Origin of the sequence: Streptomyces sp. NPDC048337 (assembly GCF_043201175.1) — a bacterium.
In the GTDB taxonomy this organism is placed as follows: Bacteria; Actinomycetota; Actinomycetes; order Streptomycetales; family Streptomycetaceae; genus Streptomyces.
In genome coordinates this window covers 82,396-94,393 of record NZ_JBICYR010000001.1, presented here as the reverse complement: position 1 = coordinate 94,393, position 11,998 = coordinate 82,396, and the positions used below count along the sequence as shown (strand labels likewise).

The following is an 11,998-nucleotide window of genomic DNA, read 5'->3' as shown; positions in this document are numbered from 1 at the left end:
AACGGTGTTGCGCCCGGTGTGTTCCCCATCGATACACTGGCCGCACCATGCCGAAGCCATCCGCCGGTCCCGCCCGGTCCAAGCGCGCGGGGAGCCAGCTCACCCCCGACGCGATCATCGAAGCGAGCCTGCGCATCGCGGCTCGCGGCAGCGAGGACGCCTTCACCGTCCGCCGGCTCGGCGAGGAGCTCGGCGCCGATCCCACGGCGATCTACCGGCACTTCCGGGACAAGGACGAGCTGCTGCTGTCGGTCGCCGACCGCACGCTCGGGGAGGTGCTCGACAGCATCCCCGAGGGCCTCGGCTGGAAGGACCGGCTGCGCGCCCTCGCGGCGGGCTCCCTCGACGTCGCGCTGAAGTACCCGGTGGTCGGCTCGACCATGGCCAGCCGGACCACCCGCAGGTCCAACGAGTTCCGCGTCGTCGAGCTGATCCTGGGCGCGGTGACGGAGGCGGGGCTCGACGGGGCGGAGGCGGCCGTCCACTACCGCATGGTCGGCGACTCGCTCCTCGCCTTCGTCGGCCAGCGCGCCGCCTACCTGCTGTTCCCCCCGGACATCCGGGAGGCGGACGAGGCCTCCTGGAACCGCGAGTACCGCATGGTCGACCCGGCGGGGTTCCCCCACATCACCCGGCTGAGTGCCGAGTTGGCCGGGGTGACGGAGGAGGAGATCTTCCTGGCCAGGGTCGAGGCCCTGATCACCGCGATCGAGACGCGGGTCGAGACGCTCCGCCGGGCGTAGCGGGTCCCCGCCGAGAGCGCTGCCTCGGCGGGGACGGGAGTTCACCGCCGCGGGGTCAGGCGCTCCCACAGGAAGGTGTGGACCAGGGCCTCGTTGAAGGCGGTCTGGCCGTGGTCGGTGGCGCCCGAGTGGCCGCCGCCGATGTGCTCGTGGAAGAGGACGGGATGGCCGTGCTCCCGCAGCCGGGCGGCCATCTTGCGGGCGTGACCGGGGTGGACCCGGTCGTCGCGGGTCGAGGTCAGCAGGAGCAGCGGCGGGTACGGGGCCCCCTCCGCCCGCACCCGGTGGTAGGGGGAGATGTCCTCCAGGTGGGGACGGTCGGCGGGGTCGTCGGGGTCTCCGTACTCGGCGATCCAGCTGGCGCCCGCGAGCAGCCGGTGGAAGCGGAGCATGTCCATCAGCGGCACGTGCGAGACGACGGCCCCGAAGAGCTCGGGGTACCGGGTGAGCATCGCGCCCATGAGCAGGCCCCCGTTGCTGCCGCCCTCGATGCCCAGCTGGGCGGGGGTGGCGATACCGCGGGCGGTGAGGTCCCGGGCGACGGCGGCGAAGTCCTCGAACGCCCGGACCCGGTCCGCGCCGAGGGCCGCCTTGTGCCAGCTCGGCCCGTACTCGTGCCCGCCGCGGATCCCCGCGACGACGTACGTGCCGCCGCGCGCGAGCCAGGCCCGGCCGGTGACCGCGCTGTACCCCGGGACCATCGAGATCTCGAAGCCGCCGTACCCGTACATGAGGGTGGGCCCGGGGCCCGGCCGGTCCTCGGGTCCGACGACGAAGTACGGGACCCGCGTGCCGTCCGCGGAGAGCGCGAAGTACTGCCGTACGGCCAGACCCGCGGTGTCGAACAGCGCCCGGCCCTGCTTGACGCTCTCGCCCGCGCCTCCGCCCGCCGTACCCCGGTAGAGGGTGGACGGCTGGAGGTAGCCGGAGACGTTCAGGAAGTACTCGTCGCTCACGTCCGGATCGGTGCAGGTGACGGAGGCCGTGGACAGCGGCGGTACATCGGCCAGCGGTGCGCGGAGCCAGCCGTCGGGGCCCGGTCCCGGGGTCAGGATCTCCATCCGGGAGGAGACGTCGGCGTGGGTGGTGAGGATCAGGTGGTGGCGGGTCCAGCTCCAGCCGGCGAGCGCGGTGTGCTCGTCCGGCGTGAACAGCACGGCCGCCTCCCGCTCCCCCGCCCGGAAGGCGTCGAAGTCGAAGGCGAGCAGGCTGCCCGCCTCGTGGCCCAGCCACGGCGATTTCGGGGCGACGAGCAGCCACTCCCGGTGGACGGAGGCGCCCGCGTCGTCCGGTACGTCGATCTTCTCGGGCTCCGCGGCCGATCCGTCCCGCGGGCGCAGGAACAGCTCCCCGTTCCAGAAGTCGATCTGGCGGTGGACGAAGTCCCGTTCGAAGCCCGGGGTGTCGTCGTGCCAGCCGGTCGCGGAGATGTCGCAGGGCCTGCCCTCGTAGACGAGTTCGGCGTCCTTCAGGGGCGTGCCGCGGCGCCAGCGGCGTACCTGGAGCGGGTAGCCGGACTCGGACATCGAGCCGGGACCGAAGTCCGTGCCGATCCATACGCGGTCGTCGTCGATCCACCCGATGGTGGTCCTGGCCTCCGCGACCTCGAACCCGCCCTCGACGAACTCCAGGGTCTCCAGGTCGAACTCGCGCACCACGCAGGCGTCCGCCCCGTCCCGCGACAGCATCACCAGGGCGCGCCGGTGCTCGGGGCCCAGGACCCGGCTGCCCGCCCAGGCCCACTTCTCGCCTTCGGCCCCGGCCAGCGCGTCCAGGTCCAGGACCGGCTCCCAGGCGGGCCGGTCCTTGCGGTACTCCTCCAGGGTGGTGCGCCGCCACAGCCCGCGTACGTGGTCGGCGTCCTGCCAGAAGTTGTAGAGGTGGCGGCCGCGGCGGGCGACGTACGGGATCCGGCCGTCGTCGTCCAGGACCTCGCGGACACCGCTCTCGAGCACCTTGAACGCGGGGGTCCCGGCCAGCGCGGTCACGGTCTCGGCGTTGCGCTCGCGGACCCAGCCGAGGGCGGCCTCGCCGGTGATGTCTTCCAGCCAGAGGTAGGGGTCCGCGGCGGAGTCCCGGGACGGGGCCGCGGAGGGGTCTTCATCGCTCATCCGCCGATTGTGCCCCGCGCAGGGCCGTGCGCACCGACCAGGTCACCGAGACCAGCGGGACGGCGACCACGGCGCCGACCACTCCGGCGGCGATGGCCCCGGCCACCACCGAGATCGCGACGACCAGCGGGTGCAGCCGGACGGCCCGGCTCATCACCAGGGGGTGCAGCAGATGGCCCTCGATCTGGCCGATGACCACGATCAGCGCGACCACCACCCCGGCGATCAGCGGCCCTTTCGCGGCGAGGGCCACCACCGCGGCGACCGCCAGCGCCACGGGCGATCCGACCAGGGGGACGAAGGCCGCGAAGAACTCCAGCAGCGCGAGCGGCACGGCCAGCGGGACCCCGAGGAAGTACAGCGCCAGGCCCACCAGGACGGCGTTGGTCGCCGCGACGATCACGATGCCGTGGGTGTAGCCGGTGAAGGTGCGCCACGCCGCGCGCCCGGCGATCCCCACGCGCTCGCGCGCCCCCTCGGGCAGCTGCGCGCAGAACCACGACCACTGCCGGTCGCCGCCGTGCAGGAAGAAGACGGAGGCGAAGACCGCGAGCGCGAGCACGGTGAGCACCTGCACCAGGTGTCCGGCCCCGCTGAGCGCCGTACTGAGCAGGGTCGAGCGGTGGCTCGACAGGAAGGCGCCGATGCGGGACTGAATGTCGCCCAGCGCCTGCGGATTCAGCCGGAAGGGCGGTTTCTCCAGCCACTCCTCGATGCTGTCCAGCCCCGCGCGGAACTCCCGGACGAGGGTGGTGCTCTCCCCCGCCACCGCCTCGCCGACGAACGCCAGGACGCCCAGCACGAGCAGCGCGCTGCCGATCAGGGACAGGGCGACCGCCAGCGACCTGGGGACGACGCGCGCGAGGCTCCGGGTGGGGCGCGCGAGCACGGCGGTGACGACCAGCCCGAGGAAGAGCGCGACGGCGATCTCGTGGAAGCGGCCGAGCACCGCGAAGACCGCGTACACGGCGGCGCCGACGACCAGCAGCCGCCAGGCGTAGGAGGCGGCCGTACGGAGGAACGCTGACACCGGCGGCATGACCCATGGCTGCCACCCGGGGCCGGTGATGGCACGCGCCGGAGGGCGTATTCGCCCGTCCGCGCCGGTCCGGCCCGGCCCCGGCAGGGGTTCGGGGCTGGAAATTGCGTTGCCCGGGGCGGGGGCGACCACCGACGATGGCCCGTCGTGAGTACCTCCCGCCTGTCCGCCGTCCTGCCCGACCTCGCCCCCTGGCGATCCAGCCGCGACTTCAGGCTGCTGTTCTTCCAGGGCACGGTCACCTTCTTCGGCTCGTTCATGGCGATGATCGCGCTGCCCCTGCAGATCAAGCACCTGACGGACTCTCCGCTGGCGGTCGGCGCGATGGGTGCGGTGGAGCTGGTTCCGCTCGTGGTCTGCGGGCTGTACGGGGGCGCCCTCGCCGACGCCGTGGACCGGCGGCGGCTGATCCTGCTCACCGAGGCCGGGCTCGGGGTGCTGGCGCTGGTGCTCCTGGTGAACGCGCTGCTGCCGAGCCCGCTGCTGTGGCCGCTGTACGTGGTGGCCGCCGGGGTGGCGGCACTGGCCGGCCTCCAGCGGCCGGCCCTGGACTCGCTGCTGGCTCGGATCGTCCCGCACGAGCAGCTGACGGCCGCCGCCGCGCTCAACGGGCTGCGCTACCAGTTCGGCGCGATCGCCGGTCCGGCCCTGGCGGGCCTCGTCGTGGCGTTCGCCGGCTACGCGGCCGCGTACTCGGTCACCGTCGCTGGGTTCCTCGTATCGGTGCTGCTGTGCCTGCGCCTGGCGCCGGCCCCGCCCGCGCGGGACGCCGAGCGCCCGTCGCTGCGCGGCATAGCGGAGGGGGCGCGGTTCGCCTGGAGCCGTCCGGTGCTGCTCGGCACCTACACCGTGGACCTTGCGGCGATGTTCTTCGCCTACCCCAACACGATCTTCCCGTTCCTCGCGGACGAGCTCGACGCCGTGTGGGCACTGGGCCTGATGTACGCCGCGGGCGCGGTCGGATCGATGGTGCTGGGGCTGACCAGCGGCTGGACCTCGCGCGTACGCAGGCACGGACTGCTCGTGATCTACGGCGCCTCGGTCTGGGGGCTGGCGATCGCGGCCGCGGGCTGGCTGTCGAACATATGGCTGGTGCTGCTGTGCCTCGCGGTGGCGGGCGCCGGCGACATGCTGAGCGGCCTGGGCCGCAGCACGATCTGGAACCAGACCATCCCCGAGCAACTGCGCGGGCGGCTCGCCGGCATCGAGGTGCTCTCGTACAGCGTCGGCCCGCAGCTGGGCCAGGTCCGGGCGGGCACCATGGCCGGCTGGACGGGGACCCGGTCGGCCTTCTGGAGCGGCGGTCTGGCCTGCGTGGCCTCGGTCGCCGTCCTGGCCGCGCTGCTGCCGAAGCTGATCTCCTACGACGCGGAGACCGACGAGGACGCGCTGCGCCGCCGGGCCGCCCGGGAGGCGGAGCCCGCCGCGGCCTGACCTCCCGGAGCACCTGCCCCGCGGAGGCTCCGGCGCGGGTGAGATGATCTCCATGTAGCCGGTGTGATCACGGAGTTCGGTGAGCCGCTCGAGGAGTCGGGAATGGAGCAACACGTGGACAACCAGAGCCGTACCGCGCTGATCGAGGGCCTGATGGAGCGCTTCCCGCAGGTGCCCCGGGAGGCCGTGATCAAGGAGGACCTCCTGCGCGGGGGCATGGCCTTCGACGAGTCCGCGCTCAGCGGCACCGCCGACGGGGCCTCCGGCGACGTGAAGCCGAAGTCGTACTTCATCTTCTCCTTCGACCACCGCACCCTGCCGGAGCTCGGCGCGGCCGCGCTCAACCGGCCCCCGGAGGAGATCGTGCTCACCGGCGGCCCGTACGGACTGCGCCGCACGGTCGTGTCCGTACGGGTCAACCCGGACTCCCCGTACGTCGTGCGCGGCGGCGAGGACGGCACGCTCGGCCTGTACCTGGACGGCGCGCGGATCGCGGACGTCGGCCTGCCGCCGATGCCGGAGTACTACCGGCACACGCTCTCCAACGGCAAGTCGGTGATGGAGGTCGCCCCGACCATCCAGTGGGGCTACCTCATCTACCTGACGGTCTTCCGGGTGTGCCAGTACTTCGGCGCCAAGGAGGAGTGCCAGTTCTGCGACATCAACCACAACTGGCGCCAGCACAAGGCGGCCGGCCGCCCGTACACCGGGGTGAAGCCGGTCGAGGAGGTGCTGGAGGCCCTGGAGATCATCGACCGGTACGACACCGCGGGCACCTCCCGGGCGTACACCCTCACGGGCGGCTCGATCACCTCACAGGTCGGCGGCCGCGACGAGGCCGATTTCTACGGGCACTACGCGAAGGCCATCGAGGAGCGCTTCCCCGGCCGCTGGACCGGCAAGGTGGTCGCGCAGGCGCTGCCCCGCGACGCCGTACAGCGCTTCCACGACTACGGGATCCGGATCTACCACCCCAACTTCGAGGTGTGGGACCGCCGGCTGTTCCAGTTGCACTGCCCGGGCAAGGAGCGGTACGTCGGCCGCGACGAGTGGCACCGCAGGATCCTGGACTCCGCCGAGGTGTTCGGCCCGCGCAACGTGATCCCCAACTTCGTGGCGGGCATCGAGATGGCCGAGCCCTTCGGCTTCACGAAGGTGAGCGAAGCGATCGAGTCGACCACCGAGGGCCTGCGGTTCTTCATGTCGAACGGGGTCGTGCCGCGCTTCACCACCTGGTGCCCGGAGCCGACGACCCCGCTGGGCAAGGCCAACCCGCTGGGCGCGCCGCTCGAATACCACATCCGCCTGCTGGAGACCTACCGGGCGACGCTGGAGGAGTTCGGCCTGAAGTCCCCGCCCGGCTACGGTCCGGCGGGCCCGGGCCGTGCGGTGTTCTCCGTCAGCTCGTTCATGGACAGCCTGGAGGGACTCGAGGACCCGCAGTCCTGAGCCGCGACTGACTGGGGTTACTCGCGAGGAAACACCGCCTTTGGCTATGGTGAGCGCCCTCCGGTCGAGCGCCCTTCGGATCCCATGCCCCCTCACGGATCCGCTGCGCCGATCGAAGGATGTCCTGCCAATCCGGGACGCAATTGTTCAGTGCAGAGCGACGTGCTGTCGGCAACACCGCCCGACGTCGGTTCCGTACGAGCCGGCCTGCCCTCGCCCTGCCACCCAGGGCTTGAGGGCGGCGGTCCTCTCATTCACCTACCTCGCGAAGGCAAGGCAGAGATGGCAAGAATCTCCCGACAGTCCCCCCGGCAGTCCTCGCGGACGCCGTCCCGACAGCAGACGCACCCCGTGGACGAGGTGCTCCCGCTCCCCAGGCTGGCCCTCTACGGCTTCCAGCACGTGCTCGCCTTCTACGCGGCGGCGGTCATCGTGCCCGTCCTGCTCGGCAACGCCCTGGGCCTCTCCCGCCAGGAGCTCGTCCACCTCATCAACGCGGACCTCCTGACCTGCGGCGTGGCCTCGATCATCCAGGCGCTCGGCGTCTGGAAGATCGGTGCCCGGCTCCCGCTGGTCCAGGGCGTCACCTTCACCGCGGTCTCCCCCATGATCGCCATCGGCCTGGGCGCGGGCGGCGGCACCGCCGGCCTGCTCGTCGTCTACGGTGCGGTGATCACGGCGGGCATAGCCACGTTCGTCTTCGCGCCGCTCTTCAGCAAGCTCGTGAAGTACTTCCCGCCGGTGGTCATCGGCACCATCCTCACGATCATCGGCATCACCCTCATCCCCGTGGCCCTCCAGGACGCGGCCGGCGGCGCCCACCTCATCGGCACGCCCGCCTACGGGGACCCGAAGAACCTCGCGTACGCGGGCGGCACGCTGCTCTTCATCCTGGCCATCGCCCGCGTGGGCAAGCCGTTCCTCAGCAGCCTGGCCGTCCTGCTCGGGCTCGTCGTCGGCACGGCGGTCGCCTGGCTCTTCGGCGACACCGACTTCGGGACGGTGGCGGAGACCGACTGGTTCGGCGTCACCACCCCCTTCCACTACGGCATGCCGCGCTTCGAGCTGCTGCCGATCGTCGCCATGCTCGTCGTCATCCTCATCACCATGGTGGAGACCACCGGGGACGTGTACGCGATCGGTGAGATCACCGACAAGCGGGTGGACGCCGACACGGTGGCCCGCGCACTGCGCGCCGACGGCGTGGCGACGGTCCTCGGCGGAGTCCTCAACTCCTTCCCGTACGTGGCGTTCGCCGAGAACATCGGGCTCGTGCGCATGTCCAAGGTGATGAGCCGCTACGTGGTCGTCGCGGCGGGCCTGTTCATGGTCGTGCTGGGGCTGCTGCCGAAGGCGGGCAGCCTGGTCGCCTCGATCCCGCACCCGGTACTGGGCGGGGCGGCGATCTCCATGTTCGGCATCGTCGCCGCGGTCGGCATCCAGATCCTGGGCAAGGCCGATCTGCGCGACGAGCGCAACACCCTGATCCTGGCGGTCAGTCTGGGTGCCGCGCTGCTGCCGGGCACGGTCGCGCCGTTCTTCGACCGGATGCCGGACGACATGCGGGCCGTCCTCAACAGCGGGATCACGCTGGGCGCCCTGACGGCGATCTCGCTGAACCTGCTCTTCAACGTCTTCACCAGCCGCTCCACGATGGAGATCGACTGGGAGGACATCGAGGACGACGGCGCGGCCGGTCCGCGCGCGGGAGCCGCGGCCCACTGACGCCGGGCGCGGCGACGGGCGCCCCGGCCGGTGGCCGCGGGCCGGGAAGGGGGCCGATGCCCTTCCCGGCCCGTTCGCCGTGCCCGTGGTCGGCGACCCGGCGTCTCAGCGACCGCCCACGGGGAACGGCGACGCCTCGCCGGCCTCGCCGATCAACTCCCAGAAGTGGTCGACGAGTCGGCGCAGGTAGGCGGCGCGCTCGGCCGCGACCTCCTTCAGCCGGGCGTCGTTGTTGAGGGCGACGAGGTGTCCCATGTACCGCTCGGCGAACTCCGCGAACTCCGCGTGCATGGTCTGGAGGGCGTCGCCGACGCTCGTCGCGTCGACCACGACGATCTCCGCCACGGGTTCGACGTACGCCTTCCAGCGTCCGTCGACGGAGGCGCGCAGGAGCTCCGCCAGTTCGTCGACCCGGCCCATGATCCCGATGAGTTTGCGCAGGGAGAGCCCGAGGGCCTCCACCAGCGCCCTGGTCTGGCGGGAGTCGCCGTGCCAGCGCTGTGCCACCTCGGCCGCGTGGTACTCGCCGGGGTCCATGCCTATGCGGTACGCCAGCCGCTCCACCGTGAGCTGGCGGGCGAGGCGGTGCTCGGCGAGCGTCCGCGGCTCGACCCCCATCAGGGTCGCGGCATCGCACCACAGGACGTTGGCGAGCGAGAAGAGCTGTTGGTCGGACGGGACGTGGGAGCCCGCCTCCCAGGCGGTGACCAACTGGGGGTGGACGGGGGTTCCGCAGGCCGCCATGGCGTGGGCCACCTGGTCCGCGGTCAAGCCCATGCGGGCTCGCGCGGATCTGGCCTCGGCGGGGGAGAACGGAGTGCTGTACACGTACGAGACACCTCGCAGCGCCCTGGGGCGTGGGGCGCCCGAGGGGAGACGGATTGATGGATGAACACCAAGCGCGGGCACCGTACCAGATGTTCAGTGGGGCGTAACCGACCCGTCTCCTTCAATTCCAAGGCTACGCGGGTCCTCCAGGCTCGAACCCGGCGAGAAGTTGCTCCAGCGCCGCCTGATCCGGTCCGACGAACGGGGCGATACCCGGGAGGGCTTCGATGGTGTCGAGGAACTGCGTGGTCAGACCGGTCGCCGGAGGCAGGTGGGTGCAGAGGATGGTCTCCGGGTCCATGGAGCGCAGCGGCTCGATGGTGTCGAGGAACCGGTCCGGATCCACCATCTGGACCCAGGGGCTGTCCACGCTCGCCCAGAGCCGCTGGGAGGCCCGCAGGTCCCCGGCCGGTACGGCGGCGACGTCGGTGCCCGTGGCGGCCTCGGCGCTGGGCAGGGGGCCGCCGAAGCAGTCGGAGCTGAAGCAGGTGTGGGAGCGGTCGTCGTAGAAGGCGACGGTGGCCGGGTTGTCGAAGAGCGGGGGCCGGAAGGCGTGCAGCGTACGGTCGCCGACGTCCAGGCTCTGACCCGGGTTGAGGAGGTACACGCGGTCCATGGGCAGCGGCCGCTCGCAGGACATGATCCCGACGCCCATGAAGGTGGAGACCAGGCGGGCGTCGGGAGCGGCTTCGAGCAGCGCGAACAGGCCGCCCGTATGGTCGCGGTCGGGGTGGGTCAGCCAGATCCACCGCACGTCTTCGGGGTCGAGGACGGAACCGAGCGTGTTCAGGAAGTCCCGGTCGGGCAACCCGAGGCCGGTGTCGACGACGACGGGCTGGTCCGCGTGCAGCACGAAGGCGTTCACCGGAACGAACCCGATGCCGGGCACCTCCAGGCAATCGGCGAGAACGGTGGTGTCGGGCCCCACCTTGTGTGTGCTCATGACGATCTCCACGACCCTGCGACGGCCCTGCGGGGGGACAGGCTCTCCCTCCATCTTGGCCCGCCCGGGTTGCACCCGCGCGGGGAAGGGGCTACCGGCCGAGCGGGAAGGAGGCGCGGGGCCGCCAGGCGGCGCCGTCGTGCACCATCAGCTCCACGGACGTGACGCGCGAGGTGACGGGGAGCCTGCGGTGGAGGTCGTCCTCCATCTCCTCCATGAGCGCGGCCTCCTGCCCTTGGGCGACGGTCAGATGCGGAACGATGTCGGCGAACCGCCCGCCGTAGGGCGGCGCCTCGGGCCACCGCTCCACGACCGCCTCGGTGAGCCGCCGCAGCCGAGTGTCCGGCTCGGGCACGAGGTACAGCACGCCGGGAAGCCGCCCGCACTTCTCGAACCGCACGTCGAAGACCTCGTGTCCCGCGATCACCTCGGCCAGGGCCGTGTGCACGAGCGCGTCGACGCGGCTCTCGGCCAGGAACGGGAAGAGCACGGTGACATGGGCCGGCACCCCGGCCTCGGCCGAGGGATCGAACCGCTCACGCCACTTGCGTACGGCGGCCTCGGCCTCCGGGACCGTGACGATGAGGCCCGTCTGTCCCGCCTCGAACGGGGTGGAGCTGTCGTCTGCCATGACACCGCATGGTGCCCGCCGTTGGAGCCGGCCACAAGATCAATGGAGGAGGTCGAGTTCGGATGTGGGCCTTCGGGCTGCGGCGGGTCCGGCCCGGTGAGGGAGGTGCGTCGGCCTGATGTGCGGCCGGTCAGGGGAGGGGAACTCCTCTGGCCGTGACCCAGAGTTCGTACCACTCCTCGTGCGTGAGGTCCGGTTCGCGCGTCGCCGCGTCGCGGCAGGCGCGGATGCGGTCGGGGCGGGCCGTGCCGATGACCGGGGCGATTCCGGCCGGGTGGCGGCGCAGCCACCACAGCAGGACGGACTCCGGTGTCGTGCCCTTGCGGCGGGCGAGGTCGGTGAGGAGTGCGGCGGTGGCCCGTTCGGCGGGCGTCTGCTCGGCGCCCGTGAAGCGGCCCCGCGCCAGCGCGCCCCATGCCTGGAGCCGGATGCCGTGCTCGCGGCAGTGCTCCAGCGTCCCGAAGGGGAATCCGTTGGCCGCGGAGGCCGGGGTGTTGAGCAGGACCCCCGCCTCCACCCAGTCGCGGCTGTGCAGGCTCATCTCCAACTGGTTCGCCACCAGCGGTACGTCGAGGCGGGACTGGAGCAGGGCGATCTGCGCGGCGCCCATGTTGGACACGCCGAAGTGCCGCACGAGCCCCTGCCGGTGCAGGGACATCAGGGCCGACGCGGTGTCGTCCGGGTCCGCGAGCGGGTCGGGCCGGTGCAGCAGCAGGACGTCGATCACGTCGGTCCGCAGCCGCTTCAGGCTCTCCTCCACCCGCCGCGTGATGCTCGGCCCGCGCAGGTCGTACATCCCGGGTCCGTCCTCGCCCGGCAGCCGGATCCCGCACTTGGTCTGGAGCGTGATGCGCTCGCGCAGCCCCGGGGTCCGCGCCAGCACCTCGCCGAACACGGCCTCGGCCTTCCCGTGCCGGTAGATGTCGGCGTGGTCGAAGGCGGTGATCCCGCTGTCGAGCGCGGCGACGACCGCGGCCTCGGCGGCGTCGACGTCGGCGGGCCCGTACGGGCCGGGCTCCCAGCTCCCGCCCAGCCCCATGCACCCGTACAGCACCCGGTCACCGCTCACGGCCGCAGCCTCGTTCCTCACCACAC

At 72.0% G+C, this 11,998-nt stretch carries 10 protein-coding genes; 4 read left to right on the top strand and 6 right to left on the bottom strand.

What is annotated here, in order from left to right; all coding sequences use genetic code 11:
• Positions 1–47: 47 nt before the first annotated feature.
• Positions 48–743, top strand: a complete 696-nt coding sequence (locus ACGFYU_RS00440) for a TetR/AcrR family transcriptional regulator (protein ID WP_393824998.1) — start codon at positions 48–50, stop codon at positions 741–743.
• A gap of 41 nt (positions 744–784) precedes the next feature.
• Here ACGFYU_RS00440 and ACGFYU_RS00435 read toward each other — a convergent pair whose 3' ends face one another.
• Positions 785–2,854, bottom strand: coding sequence for a prolyl oligopeptidase family protein (locus tag ACGFYU_RS00435; protein ID WP_393824997.1), 2,070 nt, complete (start codon positions 2,852–2,854; stop codon positions 785–787).
• A complete protein-coding gene (locus ACGFYU_RS00430; RefSeq protein WP_393824996.1) occupies positions 2,844–3,893 on the bottom strand; it encodes an AI-2E family transporter in 1,050 nt (349 codons plus the stop codon). The genes ACGFYU_RS00435 and ACGFYU_RS00430 overlap by 11 nt, the downstream gene beginning before the upstream one ends.
• A gap of 147 nt (positions 3,894–4,040) precedes the next feature.
• Between ACGFYU_RS00430 and ACGFYU_RS00425 the strand changes: the two genes are divergently transcribed.
• From ACGFYU_RS00425 to ACGFYU_RS00415, 3 genes are all read left to right on the top strand, one after another.
• A complete protein-coding gene (locus ACGFYU_RS00425; RefSeq protein ID WP_393824995.1) occupies positions 4,041–5,327 on the top strand; it encodes an MFS transporter in 1,287 nt (428 codons plus the stop codon).
• A gap of 102 nt (positions 5,328–5,429) precedes the next feature.
• Complete coding sequence (locus tag ACGFYU_RS00420; RefSeq protein ID WP_393824994.1) at positions 5,430–6,776, top strand: radical SAM protein; 1,347 nt, start codon at positions 5,430–5,432, stop codon at positions 6,774–6,776.
• A gap of 282 nt (positions 6,777–7,058) precedes the next feature.
• Positions 7,059–8,501 (top strand): nucleobase:cation symporter-2 family protein, encoded by a 1,443-nt coding sequence (locus tag ACGFYU_RS00415; RefSeq protein ID WP_393824993.1) that lies wholly within the window; start codon positions 7,059–7,061, stop codon positions 8,499–8,501.
• Positions 8,502–8,606: 105 nt separating this feature from the next.
• Here ACGFYU_RS00415 and ACGFYU_RS00410 read toward each other — a convergent pair whose 3' ends face one another.
• The 4 genes from ACGFYU_RS00410 to ACGFYU_RS00395 all read right to left on the bottom strand — a co-directional run bounded on the left by ACGFYU_RS00410 (position 8,607) and on the right by ACGFYU_RS00395 (position 11,996).
• Positions 8,607–9,329, bottom strand: coding sequence for a transcriptional regulator (locus tag ACGFYU_RS00410; RefSeq protein ID WP_393824992.1), 723 nt, complete (start codon positions 9,327–9,329; stop codon positions 8,607–8,609).
• Between the two features lie 133 nt (positions 9,330–9,462).
• The gene (locus tag ACGFYU_RS00405) at positions 9,463–10,272 is read right to left on the bottom strand and encodes an MBL fold metallo-hydrolase (protein WP_393824991.1); all 810 of its coding nucleotides are present in this window, start codon (positions 10,270–10,272) and stop codon (positions 9,463–9,465) included.
• 91 nt (positions 10,273–10,363) lie between these two features.
• On the bottom strand, positions 10,364–10,903 hold the full coding sequence (locus tag ACGFYU_RS00400; RefSeq protein ID WP_393824990.1) for a 2'-5' RNA ligase family protein: 540 nt from the start codon (positions 10,901–10,903) through the stop codon (positions 10,364–10,366).
• Between the two features lie 130 nt (positions 10,904–11,033).
• A complete protein-coding gene (locus tag ACGFYU_RS00395) occupies positions 11,034–11,996 on the bottom strand; it encodes an aldo/keto reductase family oxidoreductase (RefSeq protein WP_393824989.1) in 963 nt (320 codons plus the stop codon).
• Positions 11,997–11,998: the final 2 nt, after the last annotated feature.

What these genes read in the sequence shown, in the direction of transcription:
- ACGFYU_RS00430 (WP_393824996.1), bottom strand. Translation starts at nt 3,893, where the DNA reads ATGCCGCCGGTGTCAGCGTTCCTCCGTACGGCCGCCTCCTACGCCTGG.
- ACGFYU_RS00435 (WP_393824997.1), bottom strand. Translation starts at nt 2,854, where the DNA reads ATGAGCGATGAAGACCCCTCCGCGGCCCCGTCCCGGGACTCCGCCGCG.
- ACGFYU_RS00420 (WP_393824994.1), top strand. Translation starts at nt 5,430, where the DNA reads ATGGAGCAACACGTGGACAACCAGAGCCGTACCGCGCTGATCGAGGGC.
- ACGFYU_RS00415 (WP_393824993.1), top strand. Translation starts at nt 7,059, where the DNA reads ATGGCAAGAATCTCCCGACAGTCCCCCCGGCAGTCCTCGCGGACGCCG.
- ACGFYU_RS00400 (WP_393824990.1), bottom strand. Translation starts at nt 10,903, where the DNA reads ATGGCAGACGACAGCTCCACCCCGTTCGAGGCGGGACAGACGGGCCTC.
- ACGFYU_RS00440 (WP_393824998.1), top strand. Translation starts at nt 48, where the DNA reads ATGCCGAAGCCATCCGCCGGTCCCGCCCGGTCCAAGCGCGCGGGGAGC.
- ACGFYU_RS00405 (WP_393824991.1), bottom strand. Translation starts at nt 10,272, where the DNA reads ATGAGCACACACAAGGTGGGGCCCGACACCACCGTTCTCGCCGATTGC.